Source organism: Clostridium sp. (genome assembly GCF_016650035.1).
Lineage (GTDB): Bacteria > Bacillota > Clostridia > Clostridiales > Clostridiaceae > Clostridium_AD.
Map to the genome: position 1 here is coordinate 1 of NZ_JAENWM010000035.1, position 21,018 is coordinate 21,018.

At 30.5% G+C, this 21,018-nt stretch carries 23 protein-coding genes; 20 read left to right on the forward strand and 3 right to left on the reverse strand.

Going from position 1 to position 21,018, the window contains the following annotated elements; all coding sequences use genetic code 11:
• The first annotated feature begins 324 nt into the window (after window positions 1–324).
• The 4 genes from pulA (at window position 325) to JJD95_RS09935 (ending at window position 5,017) form a co-directional block, all read left to right on the forward strand.
• A complete protein-coding gene (pulA, locus tag JJD95_RS09920) occupies window positions 325–3,054 on the forward strand; it encodes a type I pullulanase (protein WP_291642856.1) in 2,730 nt (909 codons plus the stop codon).
• A gap of 73 nt (window positions 3,055–3,127) precedes the next feature.
• Complete coding sequence (locus tag JJD95_RS09925) at window positions 3,128–4,048, forward strand: alpha/beta hydrolase (protein ID WP_291642857.1); 921 nt, start codon at window positions 3,128–3,130, stop codon at window positions 4,046–4,048.
• 21 nt (window positions 4,049–4,069) lie between these two features.
• Entirely contained in the window at window positions 4,070–4,396 is a 327-nt protein-coding gene (locus tag JJD95_RS09930) for a hypothetical protein (protein WP_291642858.1), read from the forward strand.
• A gap of 48 nt (window positions 4,397–4,444) precedes the next feature.
• Window positions 4,445–5,017, forward strand: coding sequence for an SAM-dependent methyltransferase (locus tag JJD95_RS09935; RefSeq protein ID WP_291642859.1), 573 nt, complete (start codon window positions 4,445–4,447; stop codon window positions 5,015–5,017).
• A gap of 111 nt (window positions 5,018–5,128) precedes the next feature.
• Here JJD95_RS09935 and JJD95_RS09940 read toward each other — a convergent pair whose 3' ends face one another.
• Both JJD95_RS09940 and JJD95_RS09945 read right to left on the reverse strand, forming a co-directional pair.
• Window positions 5,129–5,281, reverse strand: coding sequence for a lmo0937 family membrane protein (locus JJD95_RS09940; protein WP_291642860.1), 153 nt, complete (start codon window positions 5,279–5,281; stop codon window positions 5,129–5,131).
• Window positions 5,282–5,383: 102 nt separating this feature from the next.
• Window positions 5,384–5,545 (reverse strand): lmo0937 family membrane protein, encoded by a 162-nt coding sequence (locus JJD95_RS09945; protein WP_291642861.1) that lies wholly within the window; start codon window positions 5,543–5,545, stop codon window positions 5,384–5,386.
• Window positions 5,546–5,844: 299 nt separating this feature from the next.
• Here JJD95_RS09945 and JJD95_RS09950 point away from each other — a divergent pair, with 299 nt between their 5' ends.
• Genes JJD95_RS09950 through JJD95_RS09960 form a run of 3 tightly spaced genes read left to right on the forward strand, consistent with a single transcriptional unit; the run spans window position 5,845 to window position 8,021 of the window.
• Window positions 5,845–6,801: an ROK family glucokinase gene (locus JJD95_RS09950; protein ID WP_291642862.1), complete on the forward strand. Its 957-nt coding sequence runs from the start codon at window positions 5,845–5,847 to the stop codon at window positions 6,799–6,801.
• A 33-nt stretch (window positions 6,802–6,834) separates the two neighbouring features.
• Window positions 6,835–7,713 (forward strand): DegV family protein, encoded by an 879-nt coding sequence (locus JJD95_RS09955; RefSeq protein WP_291642863.1) that lies wholly within the window; start codon window positions 6,835–6,837, stop codon window positions 7,711–7,713.
• Entirely contained in the window at window positions 7,710–8,021 is a 312-nt protein-coding gene (locus JJD95_RS09960; protein ID WP_291642864.1) for a hypothetical protein, read from the forward strand. The genes JJD95_RS09955 and JJD95_RS09960 overlap by 4 nt, the downstream gene beginning before the upstream one ends.
• On the opposite strand, the gene JJD95_RS09965 is transcribed toward JJD95_RS09960, so the two are convergent.
• Window positions 8,018–8,350, reverse strand: a complete 333-nt coding sequence (locus JJD95_RS09965; protein ID WP_291642865.1) for a hypothetical protein — start codon at window positions 8,348–8,350, stop codon at window positions 8,018–8,020. The two genes, JJD95_RS09960 and JJD95_RS09965, sit on opposite strands and share 4 nt — an antisense overlap.
• Before the next feature lie 257 nt (window positions 8,351–8,607).
• Here JJD95_RS09965 and JJD95_RS09970 point away from each other — a divergent pair, with 257 nt between their 5' ends.
• From JJD95_RS09970 to JJD95_RS10030, 13 genes are all read left to right on the forward strand, one after another.
• Window positions 8,608–9,273: an A24 family peptidase gene (locus tag JJD95_RS09970; RefSeq protein WP_291642866.1), complete on the forward strand. Its 666-nt coding sequence runs from the start codon at window positions 8,608–8,610 to the stop codon at window positions 9,271–9,273.
• A 141-nt stretch (window positions 9,274–9,414) separates the two neighbouring features.
• On the forward strand, window positions 9,415–10,596 hold the full coding sequence (locus JJD95_RS09975; protein WP_291642867.1) for a sensor histidine kinase: 1,182 nt from the start codon (window positions 9,415–9,417) through the stop codon (window positions 10,594–10,596).
• Window positions 10,577–11,245 (forward strand): response regulator transcription factor, encoded by a 669-nt coding sequence (locus tag JJD95_RS09980; RefSeq protein WP_291642868.1) that lies wholly within the window; start codon window positions 10,577–10,579, stop codon window positions 11,243–11,245. The genes JJD95_RS09975 and JJD95_RS09980 overlap by 20 nt, the downstream gene beginning before the upstream one ends.
• Before the next feature lie 179 nt (window positions 11,246–11,424).
• Entirely contained in the window at window positions 11,425–11,598 is a 174-nt protein-coding gene (locus JJD95_RS09985) for a Flp family type IVb pilin (protein WP_291642869.1), read from the forward strand.
• A 153-nt stretch (window positions 11,599–11,751) separates the two neighbouring features.
• Window positions 11,752–12,141 carry a TadE/TadG family type IV pilus assembly protein gene (locus tag JJD95_RS09990; RefSeq protein ID WP_291642870.1) on the forward strand — a complete coding sequence of 130 codons (390 nt, stop codon included), beginning with the start codon at window positions 11,752–11,754 and terminating at the stop codon, window positions 12,139–12,141.
• Between the two features lie 34 nt (window positions 12,142–12,175).
• Window positions 12,176–13,069, forward strand: a complete 894-nt coding sequence (locus JJD95_RS09995; RefSeq protein WP_291642871.1) for a pilus assembly protein TadG-related protein — start codon at window positions 12,176–12,178, stop codon at window positions 13,067–13,069.
• Between the two features lie 33 nt (window positions 13,070–13,102).
• Window positions 13,103–14,080 (forward strand): Flp pilus assembly protein CpaB, encoded by a 978-nt coding sequence (gene cpaB / locus JJD95_RS10000; RefSeq protein ID WP_291642872.1) that lies wholly within the window; start codon window positions 13,103–13,105, stop codon window positions 14,078–14,080.
• A 10-nt stretch (window positions 14,081–14,090) separates the two neighbouring features.
• Window positions 14,091–15,242, forward strand: coding sequence for a response regulator (locus tag JJD95_RS10005; protein ID WP_291642873.1), 1,152 nt, complete (start codon window positions 14,091–14,093; stop codon window positions 15,240–15,242).
• A gap of 10 nt (window positions 15,243–15,252) precedes the next feature.
• Entirely contained in the window at window positions 15,253–16,581 is a 1,329-nt protein-coding gene (locus JJD95_RS10010) for a CpaF family protein (RefSeq protein ID WP_291642874.1), read from the forward strand.
• A gap of 50 nt (window positions 16,582–16,631) precedes the next feature.
• Window positions 16,632–17,591 (forward strand): type II secretion system F family protein, encoded by a 960-nt coding sequence (locus JJD95_RS10015; RefSeq protein ID WP_291642875.1) that lies wholly within the window; start codon window positions 16,632–16,634, stop codon window positions 17,589–17,591.
• A gap of 33 nt (window positions 17,592–17,624) precedes the next feature.
• Window positions 17,625–18,542, forward strand: a complete 918-nt coding sequence (locus tag JJD95_RS10020) for a type II secretion system F family protein (protein WP_291642876.1) — start codon at window positions 17,625–17,627, stop codon at window positions 18,540–18,542.
• 10 nt (window positions 18,543–18,552) lie between these two features.
• On the forward strand, window positions 18,553–18,879 hold the full coding sequence (locus JJD95_RS10025) for a DUF192 domain-containing protein (protein ID WP_291642877.1): 327 nt from the start codon (window positions 18,553–18,555) through the stop codon (window positions 18,877–18,879).
• 97 nt (window positions 18,880–18,976) lie between these two features.
• On the forward strand, window positions 18,977–21,013 hold the full coding sequence (locus JJD95_RS10030) for a YgiQ family radical SAM protein (protein ID WP_291642878.1): 2,037 nt from the start codon (window positions 18,977–18,979) through the stop codon (window positions 21,011–21,013).
• Window positions 21,014–21,018 lie beyond the last annotated feature (5 nt).

The window sequence follows — 21,018 nt, forward strand, 5'->3', positions numbered from 1 at the left end:
CTGAATTTAAGAAACTTATTAGAAAACAGTATAACTATATAAAGAAAATTGCAAAAGAAGGATTTTATTAAAAAACAAGCTTCACAACATTGATGTGGAGCTTGTTTTTTAGGATACGGTAGGTGTTCCATCGCTTACATGCCTTCATAGTATTATTTATATAGTGTCAGCTGACCTAATAGTATTATATCACGCAAAAAATAAAGTGCTAGAGAGACTTATTAATTAATGATTTTTATTAATAATTTCTATTAAAGAGAGGGTTTATTAATTTTGCGTGGAATACTTAACAAGAAAGCATATTTTTTTTTGAGGAGGAATATTATGAACGTCAATATAAAGAATAACGCCAGGAAAGTGTTGATTGTTTTTCTTGCGATTATTCTAGTTTTTTCACAATTGTTTTTGATATTTCCAAGTGTTCAGACGCTTGCTCTAAGCGGTAAAACAAAGATAATTGTTCATTATGCTAAAGATGCCAAAAGTGATTTAAAATGGAACATGTGGATGTGGCCAGATAAAAAGGATGGAAGTAAATTTGATTTTACTAAAAAAGATACATTTGGTCAGGTTTGCGAGGCACAGTTTGATGGAGACTTAAATAAAGTAGGATTTATAGTTCGTACTGATGAAGGAGAAAAAGACACTGAGGATGATAGATATATCGAGAACTTCAAAGAGGGTGTTTCCGAAATTTGGATTAATGGAGGCGATACTAAGGTATATTACTCTCTAGCTGAAGCAATTTCCCCGAGTAATACTGTGGCATCTCTGGATAAATCAGGTAAATTTACAGTTGCAAAATTAGATGAACTAAATATCATAAGCATAGAAACGAACATAGCAATTCCATTTACATCAGAGAGTAATGAAGGTATTACCGTTAAGGTTGATGGAGTGGATGCAAAAATAGATAACATAACTAGTGATGAAGTAGTGGATGCTACTACAACTACTGCTAAAATAGAGCTTGCTTTAAATGTGAACCCAGGTCAAAAACTTGCGGTTTCTAAGGCGGGATTCCAAGATATGGAAGTAGTTCTTGGTGATGTAATGGGAAGTGCTAGCTTTGAAAAAATGTTTTATTATGATGGAAATGACTTAGGTAATACTTATTCTAACATTAAAACAAGCTTTAGAGTATGGGTACCAACTGCAACTGAGGTTAAGCTTGTAACCTACGAAAAGTGGGATGCTAAAGTTGGCAATGAAGCTGTTATGAGTAAAGGAGAAAAAGGAACATGGACTGTTGATTTAGTTGGAGACCAAAAGGGTATATTTTATACTTACAAAGTTAATATAGGAGGAATTTGGACAGAAGCAGTTGACCCTTATGCTCGTTCTGTGGCTGCAAATGGAGAAAAGGGAGCTGTAATAGACTTAAATGAAACAAACCCAGAAACGTGGAAGCCAAAAGAAAAACCGAAATTAGAAAATTTAACAGATACAATTATTTATGAATTACATGTTAGAGATTTTTCTAATGATAAATCTAGCGGCATGGAAAACAAAGGTAAATTTTTAGCTTTAACTGAAACAGGAACAGTTGGAGTCGATGGCAAAAAAACGGGTATTGATTATATAAAAGACTTAGGAGTAACTCATGTGCAACTTATGCCAGTATTTGATTATGCTAGTGTAGATGAGACTTCAGAAAATCCTCAATTTAACTGGGGATATGATCCAAAAAACTATAATGCCCCTGAAGGAAGTTATTCAACAGATCCATATAATCCAAACCTTAGAGTTAAAGAATTGAAACAAGCAGTGCAAGCACTACACGACAAAGGGCTAAGGGTAACCATGGACGTAGTTTATAATCACATGTTCAGTAGCAATGATTCTAATTTTAATAAATTAGTGCCTGGATATTATTTTAGATATACTGAAGATGGTAAAAACGCTAATGAAAGTGGATGTGGAAATACTATTGCTTCAGAAAATGCAATGGCAAGGAAATTCATAGTGGATTCAGTAATGTATTGGGCAAATGAATATAATTTTGATGGATTTAGATTTGACCTTATGGGTCTTCTTGATATACAAACAATGACTGAAGTTAGAAAGAGTTTAAGCAGTTTAAACCCCTCTATTTTAGTTATCGGAGAGGGCTTTGATATGGGGACTACGCTTACAACTGATATGAAAGCAATCCAAAAAAATGCCAGCAAAATGCCTGGAATTGGCTACTTTAACGATACAATAAGGGATGGAATAAAAGGTAGTGTATTTGAAGCAACAGACAAGGGATTTGTAAACGGCAAAACTAATACTGAAGCAAGCATAAAAAAAGGAATAGTTGGTGGAATAGATTACTCCAGTGAGATAACTACTTGGGGAAAGGTAGAACCCATACAATCTGTTACTTATGTAGAGTCTCATGATAATAATACATTATGGGATAAACTTCTTCTAACAAACCCAAAGGATGATGATAAAACAAGATTGAAAATGGATAGATTGGCTGAGTCTATAATACTTACTTCCCAAGGCATACCATTCTTTCAGGCTGGTCAGGAATTTTTAAGAACCAAAGGCGGAGATGCAAACTCTTATAAATCTTCTGATGCTGTAAACAATCTTGATTGGGAAAGAAAATCTCAGAACGTTGAAACTGTTGATTATTTTAAAGGCTTAATAGCGTTAAGAAAAGCACATCCAGCCTTCAGAATGACATCAGCAGATATGATTAAGAAAAACTTAAAATTCTTAGAAGTACCTAAAAATGTGGTAGCATATGAAATGAATTATAATGCAAATATGGATACTTGGGCTAACATTGTAGTAGCTTTTAATGCAAATAAAGAAGATACAACAATTAAATTATCTAAGAAGGGGACTTGGAATATTGTAGTAGATGGTGAAAGTGCAGGAGTTGAAACTATAAAACAATTTAGAGGTGATACTCTAGTCGTGCCTGCACTAAGTTCTATTGTAATACACTATGAGGCTACAAATATATTTACAACCTTACCTTTTTGGATTTATACCATATTAATTTTGGTAGGAGTTAGTACAATAATATTATTTATAATGAGGAAAAAAAGAAATTAATATTAAATTATATATATAATTTTAAAAGATCCTTATACTAAAATATAAGGATCTTTTATTAGGAGGTGTTATAATGTTTAAAATAGTGCTTTTAATATCACTTTTAATTATCATCGCTTTTTTTGTTGTTACTTTTGTTGTAGCATGGCATTTTACTAAAATAATTCTATATCCTAAGGTTGCAAAATATAACTACACATACCAATACGAAATAGAAAAAGGTAATATTCAAATAGAAGAATTTAACAAGTTAGAAAAACAAGAAATATATATAGATTCTGAATATGGTTATAAAATCCATGGTTTTTTCTTTCCAAATAACAATTCAAAAAAAGTTATAATATTGTGTCACGGAATAACTTGGAGCTTGTATGGTTCTATTAAATATATGGATATGTTTTTAAAAAGAGGATTCGCTGTGTTTATCTATGACCATAGAAATCACGGATTAAGTGGTGGAAAAGATACTTCTTTTGGTTATTACGAAAAGTTTGATTTAAGAAAATGCACAGATTGGTTATATAATAATTTAGGTAACGACATAATAGTAGGGTTGCACGGAGAATCCATGGGGGCAGGAATAGTCCTTCAAAACATTGTAATAGACTCGCGTATAAAATTTTGCATAGATGACTGTGGATACTCTGATGCAGAAGATTTATTCAAGTACAGATTAGCAAAAGATTATAATATAAAAAAATTCCCCTTAATTAAATTATCAAGTAAAATTTGTAAGATGAGAGTAGGATGGAACTTTAAAGATGTGTCACCTATAACTAGTCTACCTAAGGTGAAAATCCCAATATTGTTTATTCACGGTGAAGAAGATGACTATGTACCTACTTTTATGTGTAATCAAATGTACTCAGTAAAGAATGGCTACAAAGATATATATATTGCCCTAGGTGCAGGACATGCGCAGGCTTATTCTAAAAACAGTGATGAATATGAGAAAAGAGTTCATGATTTTTTAAAAGTTATAAAAATAATATAAAAGGTAAAAGGATGTGCTTTAATGTTTAAGCTTCCACAAAACGAAAAAAAATACTTATACACAACTAATTATTCTAAAGATGAAGAAAGTTTATGCAAAATGGAAATGAAGAGCCTCTTTAATAAGCCCTTACAGGATAAATACTTATTTTCTGATATTTATGTAGATACGTCTAGAAGTCCTTTTATAAAAAAATGTATTTCTATAATGTATACTGGTGACACAATGGAAAAAATCATTGATCAAATTGTAATAGACAAACTAACTAGCATAAATTATAAGGTTATTTATATAAATGCTACTGATGAAATCATGGGTTTTCATGATTCACGTAAGATTGAATTCTAAATAGGGTATAGTATACTCGGAGAAGCTGAACTGAAGAAACCGGAAATTATGTTTGGAATAACAAAAATAGCAAACCAATGGGTATTCGGTGAATGTGAAAGTAATACATCTGACTGGGTACTTCACAATACAAAGCCTTTTTCTTATTCTAATGCGCTAAAGGTTAATGTTTGTAGATCACTTGTTAATATAGCCGTAGGTAATAACCTGAATTGTAGTGTTGTGGATCCCTGTTGTGGCATTGGAACAGTTCTAATTGAAGCTATTTCAATGAATCTTAATATTAAAGGGTATGAGATAAACGAATACATTGGTAAAAATGCAAAGACAAATCTTAGGTACTTTGGATATGAAGATGATGTAATAACTATTGGTGACATGCATGATATTAAAGAAAAATTTGATGTAGCAATTGTTGATCTTCCCTATAATATATTCACTCAAATTACTCCAGGGGAGCAGTTAGCTATTATGGATAGTACACGTAGAATAGCAGATAAAATGGTGATTATAACATTTGAAGATATGGAGATACAAATTAACTCTGTTGGTTTTCATATAGATGATAGGTGTACCGTGTCCAAAGGAACATTTGAAAGACATGTATTTATATGTAGTTAAAATTTATTGAAAATTCACGAAAAACGAACAAGTATATTTGCTTAAATGTAAATATACTTGTTCGTTTTTAAAAAGTGTTAATAAAAATAGAAAACTATTTTAAAAATATTTCTATCTAATTCTTTTGCTAGAAATCTTATCCACAATAAATACTATTGCAGCTACAATAAGTAATGTATGGATCATGCCACCACCAATTTTAAGTACCAATCCTAAAACCCAAAAGAAGACTACAATTCCACCTAACCAGCGTAAAAATCCCATATACAACACTACCTTTCACATATAAATTTATTCCTTATATATGTTAGAATATTATATCATATATATTTACAATAAACTAATTACTGCAGTTTGCTGAGTAAACTAAGTTTTTCTTCTTCTGCCTCTTTCTAAACTCAAATCTACAATAAATACTATTGCAGCCATTACAAGTAACAGATGAATCATACCTCCTCCAATTCTAAATACAAGTCCTAATGCCCAAAAGAAGACTACAATTCCACCTACCCAACGTAATAATCTCATATAATACACTTCCTTTCATATATATATTTAATAAATCTACTTATGTATTATAATGACCTAAATTTAGATAAAATATGTAAAACGATTTTAAATCCAGTTTTAGTACCATAACTGTGTCCTTAAATATTATCCGATGTGCTATAATTATTATATACGGTAGGTTATTAATATTTTATAAGCTAAAAGATCATAAGAATAAAAACTCTGAATAATTTAAAATATATGGTATAATTTACTCATATATTTTGAAGGTATCACAATTAACAAATTATAGCAGAGGCTATGAAAGGAAGACTTATATGTATATCGGTATTGATTTAGGAGGCACTAATATTGCGGCGGGTATTGTTGATGATAAGGGAAATATAAAACATGAAAAATCCTGTCCTACAAAAGTGGGAAGAAAAACTCAGGAGATAATAGATGATATGATAGATTTAGTCTATAATATTTTAGAGGAATATCATATGGACTTAAAAGAAATAAAATCCATAGGTATAGGTATACCTGGGTTAGCTGATAGTAATGGGAATGTAATACTTTGCGTGAATCTTAGGTGGAAAAATGTACCTTTAAGAGAAATGTTAGAAAAGGCACTTCACAAGCCAGTATACATAGATAATGATGCTACTGTGGCTGCACTGGCAGAGTATGAAAGTGGTTCAATGAAAAATTGCAAAAGTGGGCTCATGATTACCATCGGAACAGGCATTGGTGGAGGAATTATTTTGAATGGAGAAATATATAGTGGGTTTAATGGGATAGGTGCAGAGATAGGACACATAGTTGTGGGAGAAAATTTTTATAATTGTAATTGTGGAAGAAATGGTTGTTTAGAAACATTTGCATCGTCCACTGCTATAATAAAACACACGAAAAAATTAATTGTAGATTTTAATGAACCTACTACAATTCTTGAAAGAGCTGAAGGAAATATAAACAATATAGATGCAAGAATGGTAATTGATTCTGCTAAAGAAGGCGATAAAATAGCAAATTTAGCAGTAGATAGGTTAATCAAATATCTAGGTATAGGAATACTCAACATAATCAATTTTATTGACCCAGAAATAATAGTATTAGGTGGCGGAGTTTCAGGGGCAGGACAATATCTTTTAGATAGAATTACAAAGGAAGTAATAGCCAATAAATATTATGAAGAATTACCTATTGCTAAAATTGTTCTAGCAGAGCTTGGCAATAAAGCTGGTATAATTGGAGCGGCAATGATTGCAAAACATGCAATTGCCAAATAAGAAACATAATTTATTTTGAAAGGTGAAGTTAAAATGAGTAAGATTGCACTTATTACAGATAGTACATCTGATGTTGATAGTGAAATGATTCAAAAATATGATTTAAAAGTACTTCCATTAAGAATTATATATAAGGATAAAGAATACATTGACAGAGTAACTATTACCCCGAAAGAAGTTTATGATAATTTTATACATGAAATTCCATCAACTTCATTACCTTCAATGAATGATATGGAAGAACTTTATTTGAAGCTAGAAGAAGAAGGATACACTCATGCCATTGCAATATTAATATCTGCAAATTTATCAGGCACATATAATACGTTTAGATTGGTAAGTGAAAATCACCCGTCTATAGAAACCTGCGTTTTTGATTCTAAATCATTAACTATTGGAGAAGCTGCAATTGTTGAAGAATGTGGTGAAATGATAAAATGCGGAAAAACTTTTGAGGAAATTGTGAAAGTACTACCTGAAGTACGAAGTAGAATTACGGTTTACTATGCAGTAGATACACTTAAATATCTAATTAAAGGTGGTAGAATTGGAAAAGTAGCTGGAACTATAGGTGAACTGTTGAATTTAAAACCAATAATTTCAATTAACAGTGATGGCGTATACTATACTTATGCAAAGGCTAAGGGAAAAAAGAAAGCTACAAGTAAACTCGTAGATATAGCAAGAGAAGCTCTTAAAGAGTCACCTTGTAAAATTTGGGTTATGCATGGTGGAGCATATGAAGAAGTAAAGCCTTTTTCTGACACAATTTCCGGACTTCAAAACATTACGAGATTATCCTTTGGAGAAATAAGTCCAGTTGCCGGAGTTCATACAGGACCTGGATTACTTGGAATTGTCATAGTAAAAGAGGCATTAAAAATAGAAAACCCTAAGGAGATGCTTAGATGAAAATTGAAGATGTAATGTCGGGAGATTTTTCGAAGTACCCGGAAGAAACACAAATATTTATGAAAGAATACACTGAAAAGCTTCGCGAAAATATAAAAAAAGAAATAATAAATGATCTATCCCATAAAATGCTTGTAGATATAGATAAAAGTAAAGACTATTTCATAAATGTATTGACTGATATAATAGATAATGGATATAAGGGGCTTAATAAAATGTCTACTAGGTCCCTTATAGATAAATATCTAGAATGTAAAAACGAAGAAGATTTTTTAGCACTGTTAGAAAAAGTGAATGATGAGGTTTAATACAAAATACATATTTCACCACTTAGGATTGTATCTTTAGCTTCAGTCCAATTAGCTTCAATTACGAGATTTGTTCTTAGGCCTGTTATATAATTAAACGAAACCTCTTTATCATGTAACATATGATTATTATGGAAAATAACTAAATTTTTATTGGTTTTATCTCTAATTATAATGTCCCAAATGCCATTTTGAGGTTCAATTATTTTAGCTGTTATATTTAGCCTTGACCAAAATGTATTATTTAACCCAGTATCATAAATGCCATTACCATTCTTAATATTTATTTTAAAACCTTGTTCAATTTTGTTGTTTATTGAATTTACCATATATTTTCTCCTTGTTATTATTTAAAAGCACGTATTATTTTATTATACGTAAATATACAAAAAATGTTAATCTAAATATGACTGTTAAAATGAATGAGCAGATTAATAACTTTAAGCTTTCTAATTAAAAACAAGTAAAATAGTATATAATTAATTTTATATACTATTTTTTATATGCAAACACAATTAAGATAGCTTCTAAGAATAATAAAGAAATAAACATGTGAAATTTTAAGTATTCACGAAAGGATGGAATTATGGCTATAGTGTTTTTTATCGGTGGAATAATATGTGGTTTCCTTCTTAATATAGTTATAGAAAAAATTTCTTGTATAGTCGTAAGAAAAAAAAATATGGAAAAATATATAGGTGTTACGTATTATAAAAAGTCTCAAAACCACATCAAGGTTAGGATTAAAAATATTCTAGTTATTTTAATCAGTGCCATATTATTTTTAATATCATTTTTACAAATAGGGTTAAACGTGATTCTTGTTAAGGCATTAGTGCTAAATTCTATACTTATTGTTGTTTCATTTATTGATATTGAGCATGAAATCATTCCTGATAAAATAATTATTTTCACATTAGTAGTGGGCGTTATATTTTCATCTATTGATGATATATCTTTTGTAAATGCAGTAGGTGGAATGGTGTTTGGAGGTGGGTTAATGCTAATCTTAGCACTTGTACCTGGCGTTTTAGGTGGTGGAGATATTAAACTTATGTTTGCACTTGAAATATTTTTGGGATTCAAAGGAACTTTATTTGCATTACTTTTAGCATTTATATTGGCCTCTGTCATAAGTATATTGTTACTTCTTTTAAATATAAAAAAGCGAAAAGATTATATACCTTTTGGACCATTTCTATCACTAGGAAGTTTTATTGCCTTTAACTTTATAAGTATTATGAAATTTTAAGTATAATTAAATTAAATTATATAATTCGTGATTTAAAGTGAAAATGTCTATTAGGTAATTCTAATATTAGACGATATACCTATTGTAGGCTGTTTAATTTCTATTTACTATGAAAAATCAATAGAAGTAGGTGTTATACTAATGAATAATTCAAACATAGATATTGGTCACATTAATGATATTATAAAAAAAATAATTAATCAAATTGGTAATAGTCGGGAACAAATTCTTGAACTAGTTGATAATGCACGACTAGAGTATGAAAATTTAAAAACTGAACTAGTTGTAATTAGAAGAGATATAGACAAAGTTATTAACGAAGTTGACGCACTTGAGGTTCAGGATAAGCTTATGCGTAAAAAGCTAGTGCAGGTTTCAAAAAAATTTAACTCATTTAACGAAGATGAAATTAAATCTGTATATGAAAAAGCATCAGAAATCAGAGTAAGGTTTATTATGAAACAAAACGAAGAAAAGCAGTTTAGAGTAAGAAGAGATACATTAGAAATAGCATTAAAAAAATCTATAAAGAACATAGATAATTCAGAAAAAGTAGTTAACCAAATAAGTATCGCTATGGGATATTTAGAAGGGGATATTCTTTCAGTTTTAGAAGGTGCTGACAAAAATTCCGAGATGTTTATAGGAATTAAAATATTAGAAGCACAAGAAAATGAGCGAAAACGAATATCAAGGGATATTCATGATGGACCTGCACAACATATTGCTAATATTATTATGAAAACAGATATTTGTTCTATGATTATCCAAAAGGATTTAAATGCAGGATTAAACGAATTGGTAGATTTAAAAGAAAGTGTAAAAGTAGCCTTAAAAGAAGTTAGAAGTATTATTTTTGATTTAAGACCTATGTCCCTAGATGATTTAGGCTTAAATAAAACCATTGAACAAACTGTAAAGACTATCTCAGAAGACTTTAATATGGATATTGTATTAAAATTAAAACCAATGCAGACAGAGGTAGAATCAATTATTCAACTAGCAGTATTTCGTATTATTCAAGAGGTTTTCAATAATATAAAAAAGCATTCAAAGGCAAAACATGTAGATGTTAAATTAGATTACGGTACAAAATATTTAAGACTACTTATATCAGATGATGGTATTGGCTTTGATGTGGAAGAAACTTTAAAAATGGTGAAAACAAAAGGAAATTCTTATGGGCTTATTGGCATATTGGATAGAGTAAAACAATTACAAGGTGAAATTCATATAGAATCTTCAAGTGGAGCGGGTTCGGTTTATAATGTTGTGCTTCCTGTTAATCGAGAGGTGATTAGAGATGAAAAAAGAGGAAATTAAGGTATTAATAGCAGATGATCACGACCTAATTAGACAAGGATTAAAGAGAATAATTGGTTTTGAGGAAAACATAATTATTCTGGGAGAGGCTGAAAATGGTCAGAAAGTGATAGATATGTTAAAGGTATGTGAACCTGATATCATATTATTGGATATGAAAATGCCTTTAATGGACGGGCTTGAAGTCCTTCAAAGAGCTAAGAAAGAACTACAAAATATAAAAATAATCATGCTCACAGTTGAAAATGAAAAATCTTTTATTATGGATGCTATTGATAAGGGGGCAGATGGGTATGTCCTTAAAGAATCGGCTGGTACAGAAATTGTAGAGGCCATCAAAACTGTGCACAAAGGGGACAAGTATATTGATAAATCACTAGTATCTCTTCTTTTCTCGCGGTTTAAAAATAAAGATAAAAAAGAGCAGCCTATTTTAGATTCCCTTACAAAAAGAGAAGTTGAAGTTTTATTATATATTTCTAAGGGACTCAGTAACAAAGATATTGGAGAACGTCTTTTTTTATCAGAAAAGACAGTGAAGAACTATGCGACGATTTTGTTTAGAAAAATAAAAGCACATGATCGTGTAAAAGCTACTATTTTTGCAATAGAAATGCACATCCAGCAGTATTATGATTCCAAGTATTAAGGGCAATTTATTAACAATTTAAGAGGGATCTTGTCTCTATATTCATTAGGGACTAAGGTCCTATTTTTTATAGACTTTTAGCTCTATAGATAGTGACTTTTAGTATCTTATATGCGTTTATATTTAGGAATATAATAAGCTTAATAGAACAAATAAAACAAATTAGAGGAGGAATTATTATGTTAAAGTATTTTATGAACCATGTGTCATTAAAGGTTAGAGAAGAAAAAGGACAAGGTATGGTAGAGTATGCATTATTAGTAGGACTAATAGCTGTAGTTGTAATTGCTGTACTTGTAGTACTTGGACCGGCTATTGCAGCTAAATTCCAAGAAATTGTAGATAAACTATAGTAATGAATTATTCTTCCAGTGGAGAGTTGAACATTAAGAGTAAAAGTTGATTTTATGTTAGCTAATAAAAAGTACAATTATTACTTTTTAGCTAATTAGGGGAATTTCCTTCATCTTATCTTTCAACTCTCTACTATAATAGAGGTGATTAGTGTGAAAAGTTTAAAAAATGAAAAAGGACAATCACTTGTAGAGTTTTCTATTTTACTCCCTATTTTATTGTTGGTACTTATGGGGATTTTGGAATTTGGCTTAATGCTAAATTCATATCTAACCATTAATAATTCAGCTAGGGAAGGTGCTAGACTTGGGATAGTAGCTGGTTCTGATTCAGAGATTAGTGAACTAATAACTAACATTTCTCCCACTTTAGACACTGAGAATCTAATAATAAACATAACACCATCTGATGGAAGTAGAAAATCTGGTGAAACCCTTACGGTAGAAGTTGTATATGACTACCAGGTAACTATTCCTATTATAAGTAATATCTTGAATGATGTGGTGGTTTTAAAAGCGCAAACATCAATGAGAATAGAATGAGAGGAGAGTTTTAAGCTCTTTAGGAGATGATATAATGCGTAAATTGGATAACAAAGGGAATGTAGCTATTATATTATGTTTAGTTTTCACAGCACTATTGGGGTTTACAGCTTATGTTGTGGATATTGGTTTAATTTATGTAGAAAAAGTAAAATTATCTAATGCTATTGATTCTGCAGTATTAGCCGCTAGCTTAGAGTTACCTGCAGATCCCATTAAAGCAAAAGATGTCGCTACAGAATATATAGAAAAGAATAATGTTGATCCAAGCAAAGTTTCAATTACTATAAGTGCTGATAATAAAAGCATAGAAATGGTTGGAATAAAAACTGTGGATCATTTTTTTGCACCAGTATTTGGGATAGATAGCAGTGATGTAAATGCAATTACGAAAGCAATTATAGCACCTGTCAAATCAGTAAAAGGTGGTGTTCGACCCTTTGCGGTTGAAATATTTGACTTTTCTTATGGTGACGTTGTAACCCTTAAAGAAGGCGGTGGAGATGGATATCATGGTAATTATGGTGCAGTGGCACTAGGAGGAACAGGTACAAATGTATTTAGAACAAATGCACTTTATGGTTATAGCGGCATTATAACTGTGGGTGATAGGATTGATACAGAGCCAGGTAACATGGCTGGTGCCACCAATGAAATTAAAAATTATATTAATTCCGAATCAAGTAGTTTTAATGATTTTAAAAGAAATTCTATTCGATTATGGACGATGCCTTTAGTAGATACTTTAATGGTAGATGGAAGAGAAGATATATTAGTTGTAGGTTTTGGAGAGTTTTATGTAGAAAACATTCAAAAGAACTCAGGAAAAACTGAAATTGAGGGTCGCTTTATTAGATATGTAACAACTGGAGAAATTGATATTACACTAAGTGATACTGGAGCCTATGGCTCAAAACTTATTAAATAGTACTAAAGAATTAGGAGTATGGGTGGTGTCTTTATGAAAAACACAGGAAAAAGATTGATTTTAATATCTTTTATGTTGGCGGTGGTAAGCAGTATAGTTATCTTCATTTACTTAAAACCACTAAAAATGACAGAAATAGCGGTTAATGAAAAAACTATTTTAGTTGCAACTGAAACTATAGCACCAAGAACTTTAATAAAAAAAAGTATGGTTAAAGAAATTAAATTGCCTGACAATGAAATATTTAAAAATTATATTTTGGATATGTCTAGTGTTGTGGGGAAATATACCAAGGAAAGTATAATAAAAGATGAAGGGTTCCATAAAGATAAATTGATAAATTCACTTGATAGTGAATTGAGTTTAAAAATAGAAGGTAATAATAGAGGTGTTTCCATAAATGTTAATGGAAGTACTGGCGTTTCAGATCTTATCAAACAAGGAGATTTTGTTGACGTAATTGTGTCCTTACCAGAGAAAAAAGATGGGGAAAAAATTGTTAGACCAGATATAACAAAAATACTACTTCAAAATATTCAAGTGTTAGCAATAGATAAAGTATTAAATAGAGAGAGTGAAAAAAGAGTAGAGATACCTGCTAATTACTTAGTAACGTTATCTGTGCCAATTTTTGATATAGAGAAGTTAGCCCTGGCGGAGGATATTGGTAAGTTAAAACTGGCGTTAAGACCCTTGAAACCAGATTATATTCATAAAACAGAAGGTGCATTATGGCAAGAACTTATTTTGGATGATTTTAAAGAAATGAGAGATTTATTTCCTGAATATAAGACTAAAACATCAGAAGAAAGTAAGGTTAATTCAGGCGATTATAACTATAAAAAATACGATTATTATGTGATAAAACAAGGTGACACTTTAAGAAAAATAAGCGAAGATTTCTATGGAGATGCAACAAAATATGCATTGTTAAAACAAATTAATGGAATATGGAATGAAAATTTAATTAAAACTGGAACAGGCATTAAAATCCCGGTACTAGAAGAATAGGGGTGAAATTATGAGTAAAATTAAAATAATAATTGCAGATGATATAGAAGAAACAAGAAATGTAATAAAGAAAATATTAACTTTAGAAAATGACTTTTTTGAAATTGTTGGAGAAGCAGGCAATGGAGAAGAAGTTTTAAAACTTATTCCTAAAGTAAAACCAGATATTGTACTCATGGACATCAATATGCCTGTGCTTAATGGGCTGGAAGCTACAGAACAAATAACAAATCAATTTCCAGCAGTAACAGTAATTATTATGTCGGTGCAAGCTGAAAGTGAATATTTAAAAAAAGCTATGTTCCATGGAGCAAAAGAGTATATTATTAAGCCTTTTAACTATGAAGGAGTAGTTAATACTATACTTACTACCTATGAAAAATATAAAAACAAGGCTATAAATGCAGCAAACTTTGAAGAGGGTCATAGTACTGCAAAAATCATAACGTATTTCAGTTCCAAAGGCGGAGTCGGAAAATCTATTTTAGCACTAAATAGTGCTGTAACTTTAAGTCGTGAGTATCATAAAAAAACTCTACTAATAGATTTAGATTTACAATTTGGAGATATATCAATGCTTGTCAATAAATATTCAGAAAAAACAATTCTTGATGTTATTGAGGATGGACAATTAGACTCTTATGAAAAAATTAAACCTTACTTACATGAATTTAATGAAAATCTTCACATCCTTTTTGCTCCTACCAAGCCTGAAGCAGCAGAGTATATTGGGAAAGATAGCATTGAAAAAATGATAAAAACCCTAAAAAAACAGTATGATGTGATTATCATTGATACAGGCATTAATTTTAATGATAGCACCCTTTATATTTTAGATCTTTCTGAAATAGTATTATTTGTTGCTACCATGGAAATCGTTGCTCTTAAAAATACTAAATTAGGGCTAGGGGTTATGAAGTCTCTTGGATATGATAAAAACAAAGTTAAATTAATTATTAATAATTTTACAACTAAATACGGAATAAGCAAGGCAGAAGTTGAAGGAGTATTTATGGATGGCATTTTTGCTATGATTCCTGAGGAGCAAAGTACAGTTAGTACCTCAGTGAATAAAGGCAAGCCATTCTGTGATAGTCCTAAATATGATAAGTTAAAAATAGGAAAAGCTATTTCTATAATGTGTAAAGACTTAGCAATGTAGAGGTGATAGAATGTCCCTTATAAAAAGATTAGAAAAGGTAAATGTAGATAAAAAGTGTAATAAATTCGAAGAGAAAGAAGTAGATCCTTATTTTGAGTTAAAGGTAAAAATTCAAAATAGAGTAATAGAAGAGCTTGATATAGATTTTAATGATATATCAGATCAAAATGAAGAATTAAGGGAAGAAATAAATTTTATTGTTACAAAACATATTGAACAAGAATCCCTGAACATGACAACAAATCAAAAGAAAAAGATAAAGGAAGAACTATTGGATGAAATTATAGGTTTTGGACCTATTACTGCTTTACTTGCTGATAAAAGTGTAACTGAAATTATGGTTAATGGTCCGGATCATGTTTATATTGAACGAGATGGTAAACTGGTGCTTACAGATGCTAAATTTAAAAATAACAATCATGTGATGCATGTTATTAAAAAAATTGTAGCACCTATTGGAAGAAGAATAGATGAGAGCTCTCCTATGGTTGATGCAAGACTACCAAATGGGTCTAGAGTAAATGCTATAATTCCACCTTTAGCCATCGACGGGCCTTCAATTACTATAAGAAAATTTGCTGAGGACCCTTTTAAAGTAGAAGATTTAATAAATTTTGGAACCCTCAGCTCAAAAATGGCAGAACTCCTTAAATATTGTGTTGAAGGGCGTTTAAATATTGTTGTTTCAGGTGGAACTGGTAGTGGAAAAACTACCACTTTAAATGTACTTTCTTCTTTTATACCGGAATCTGAACGTATTGTTACTATTGAAGATGCTGCGGAACTACAACTTTCTCAAATACATGTTGTGAGACTTGAAACAAGGCCATCTAACATTGAAGGTAAAGGAGAAGTAAGTATAAGAGATTTAGTTAAAAACAGTTTAAGAATGAGACCAGATCGAATAATAATAGGGGAAGTGCGTTCAGGAGAAACCTTAGATATGCTTCAAGCTATGAATACCGGTCATGATGGTTCATTAACAACAGGTCACGCAAACTCTCCAAGAGATATGCTATCAAGACTTGAAACTATGGTACTTATGTCTGGAATGAATCTACCTATTAAGGCTATTAGAGATCAAACGGCTTCAGCTATTGAACTAATTATCCAACAGTCAAGACTTATGGACGGTAGTAGAAGAATAACTCATATAACAGAAGTTCAAGGTATGGAGGGTGAAGTTATAATCCTTCAAGATATTTTTAAATTTGAACAAAAGGGATTGGACAATAAAGGAAAAATCAAAGGTGAATATGTATTTATGGGTGTCATGCCTAAATTCCTTGAAAAATTCAAGGAAAGAGGTATTAATATACCTGCTGGCATATTTTATTAGTACATTTAATTCCTTTCATATGATTAAAATAAAAAGTGGATGTGATGAAAATGATATATATTATAATGTTGCTTGTATTTTTCTTTATTTGGTCACTTGTAGGTGCAATACTAACTATGTTTTATAAGGAAAAGCCCATTGATAAACTAAAATACTATGATAGTGATTATGTAGTAAAAGAAAAAATTGAAAATAAAAACAAAAATAAAACAAGCCTATTGAAAATATTATCAAATCTAATTCCCAATATTAAATTTAGTGAAAAACATGATAAAAAATTAGAAATTGAACTAATGAAAAGCGATATTCCTATTACAGTAGAGGAACTATTAGTGATAAAAATGCTAACATCAACAGCTTTTGCACTTTTAACATATGCACTTATAAAAAAAAATATTATAGTGTTTTTGGTGTTTATTATAATGTGGAACTTGCCTAAAATGATTATATCCAATAGAAAAAAAGAAAGCATTAAGTTATTTAATGAACAACTTAATGAAGGTACAATGATAATCTCTAATTCACTTAAAGCTGGTTATTCTTTTTTACAAGCTATAGCAGCAGTATCTGAAGAAACAGAAGATCCATTTGCTAAAGAATTTAAGAAACTACTAAAAGAAATGAGTTTAGGAATCTCTGAAGAAATTGCTTTGCAAAATTTGCTAAATAGAATGGATTCAGAAGATCTTAGACTAATAGTAAATGCTATTTTGATCCAAAAGGATATAGGTGGAAACTTATCAGAGATACTGGATAATATATCAGGTACTATAAGGGAGCGGCTAAAAATTCAAAATGAATTAAAAACTTTAACAGCGCAAGGTAGATTATCTGGAATCATTGTAATGCTTATTCCATTCTTCTTGGGTATTACTCTTTATTTATTAAATAAAGAGTATATGATGCTTTTAGTTACAACGCCTATTGGGATAGGAATGCTAATTGTTGCATTTGTAAATCAAATGTTAGGTTTAATTATGATAAGGAAAATTATTAAAATAGATATGTAGTGAAAAATACAAATAATGATTGAGGTGATAATATTGTTATATATTTTAGTATTTACCTGTTTTATAGTTATATTTATGTTCGCTTATGGAACTATGCTTATTCTGTGTAAAGGCAAGATAACCATTGGATACAGAATAAAACAAATTGAAAATATCGATTCTGATACTGATAATAGATTAAATATTGATAAAATATCTTTTTCGCAAAGAGCACTTACACCTTTTTATGAGCGAATAAGTAAATTTCTAATTAAAGCAACGCCAAAGCGCAAAATTATTATGCTCAAGAAAAAATTAGAAAAGGCAGGATTATTAAAAAGTAACACCCCAGAGAATTGGCTATATAATAGAGTAATGTTTATGTTGATTCTTTCAATTTTGTTTGGCATTTTAATCTATATAATTGGAGCTGATTTTCTAAAAGCACTACTCCTTGCGTTGCTTATAATGCTACTTATTAGCACCTTTTTTAATTTCTATCTTTCAAAAAAAATAAATGCAAGAAAGAAAATGATTGTAAAAGAATTACCCTATACACTAGACTTAATAACAGTAAGTGTTGAAGCTGGATTGTCTTTTGATGGTGCAATGTCAAGGGTAATTGCAAATATAAGCGGAGAGTTATGTGATGAGTTTGCAAAAACTCTCAAAGAAATACGTATGGGAATACAAAGAAAAGTAGCACTTAAAAATATGAGCCAAAGGTGTGAAGTTAAGGAACTATCTATGCTGCTTACTTCTTTAATTCAAGCTGATGATTTAGGGGTTGGTCTTTCAAATGTATTAAGAATTGAATCTGAATCATTACGAGAACGTAGAAAGCAAATTGCAAGAGAAACGGCCATGAAAGCACCTATAAAGATGTTATTTCCACTTATATTTTTTATATTTCCTTCAATATTCATTGTAATTTTGGGCCCGGCTCTTATAAAGATTTTTAAAATACTCTAGGAGGGATGAAATGATTAAAACTTTAAAATATAAAGATGAAACAATACTCGATGTATTAATAGCTGACTCATTTACTAAAAGACTTTTTGGGTATATGTTTAGAAAAACACCTCATCATAATGCTATTCTTTTAAATCCATGCAATAGTATACATACATTTTTCATGAAATTTAATATTGATGTTTTGTTCCTAGATGAGCACATGCAGGTTATTAAAAAAATGGAAAATTTAAGATCTGGACAAGTTGTTACCAAGGTAATAGGTGCTAGGGCAGTATTAGAATCTAGAGTTGGATTATTTAGTAATATTGAAGAGGGATGTAAACTATATATTTAATTTGTTATTTAAAAAGAAATAAATCGTAAACAATGATATAATTGTATTTTGAATTAGATATTAGGAATTACGATTATAACAAAAGAAGGTGGAAATAATGAAGGATAATAAATATTTACCTATTAGTAAAAGTGATATTATAGATAGAGGTTGGACTGAATTAGATTTTATTTTAGTTACTGGGGATGCATATGTAGACCATCACAGTTTCGGAAGTGCAATTATTTCAAGGGTTTTAGAAAATGAAGGCTATAAAGTAGGAATAATAGCTCAACCTGATTGGAAGGACACTGAAGATTTTAAAAAGCTTGGCAAACCAAGACTAGGATTTTTAGTTAATTCTGGTAATATGGATTCTATGGTTAATCATTATACAGTGAGTAAAAAGCTAAGAGACAAAGATCTCTATTCTCCTGGTGCGAAGATGGGACTTAGACCCGACAGAGCAACTATAGTTTACTGCAATAAAATAAGAGAAGCCTATAAAGGTATTCCTATTGTAATTGGTGGCATAGAAGCAAGTCTAAGAAGGTTTGCACACTATGATTATTGGAGTGATAAGGTACGCAAATCTATGTTAATTGATAGTGGAGCAGATTTACTAGTATTTGGAATGGGCGAGAAACAAATTGTTAACGTTGCAAATAAACTAAATGAGGGTATAGATATAAAAGCCATTACACAGGTGCTAGGAACTTGTTATGTGACTGATGATATAGAAAATATAGGTGACTGTGTTGAAATAGCCTCTTATAAGGAAGTTTGCACTGATATGAAAAAATATGCACAGGCTTTTAAAATACAATATGATGAACAAGATCCTATTAGGGGGGGAGTTATAGTACAAAAGCATACTAATAAGTATCTAGTTCAAAATAAACCAGAAATGCCACTTACTAGAGAAGAATTAGATGCTGTTTATAATTTGCCATACCAAAAAAATTACCATCCTATTTATGAAAAGCTCGGAGGAATACCAGCTATAGAGGAAGTTCAGTTTAGTTTAGTTAGTTCAAGAGGGTGTTTTGGTAGCTGTGCTTTCTGTGCCATAACTTTTCATCAAGGTAGAATTGTGCAAAGTAGAAGTGAAAATTCAATAGTTCAAGAAGCAATGGAAATTACAAAACTTAAGGATTTTAAAGGATATATTCATGATGTAGGAGGGCCTACGGCTAACTTTAGGCAACCTGCATGTGATAAACAATTAAAGGTAGGTGCTTGCAAGGATAAGCAATGTTTACATCCTAGCCCTTGTAAAAATTTAAAGGTTGATCACATGGAATATTTAGGCGTTCTTAGATCACTTAGAGAATTACCTAATGTTAAAAAAGTTTTTGTACGTTCGGGGCTACGATATGATTATATTATGGCAGATAAGAATGATACCTTTTTTAATGAACTTATTGAGCATCATGTCAGTGGCCAATTAAAAGTAGCACCTGAGCATGTCGCCCATAAAGTTTTAAAATTCATGGGCAAACCAGCGGGTAAAACTTATGATAAGTTCAAGGAAAAATTTTATAAAGCTACTGAGAAAATAGGAAAAAAGCAATATCTTATTCCTTATTTAATGTCTAGTCACCCAGGCTGTACAATAAGTTCAGCAGTAGAACTAGCAGAATACCTTAGAGATATTAATTACCAACCTGAACAGGTTCAGGATTTTTATCCAACCCCAGGTACACCTTCAACAACAATGTTTTATACAGGACTTGATCCAAATACCCTTGAAGAAGTTTATGTACCTAAAACCAAGCATGAAAAAGCCATGCAAAGAGCGTTACTTCAATATAAAGATCCGATGAAATATGATTTAGTATATGAAGCATTAACAGAAGCAAATAGAGAAGATCTAATTGGTTTTACACCTAAATGTTTAATAAAACCAAGAGGGAAGAAAAATAACGAACATTTTAGTAACTCAAATGTCAAAGAAAAAGAAATAAAAGGCAAAAATATAAGAAGCAAGACTTCAGCTAGACCTATAGATAAAAACTCTAAAAAGAAAAGTAAGCCCTCAAATACTAATAGTAAAACAAGTTTTGGAAGTAGGAAAGATAATAAAAGTAAGGCTAAAAATAAAAAAAAGGAAATAAAAGGTATAATAAAACCTACATCCACAGTATGGATGTAGGTTTT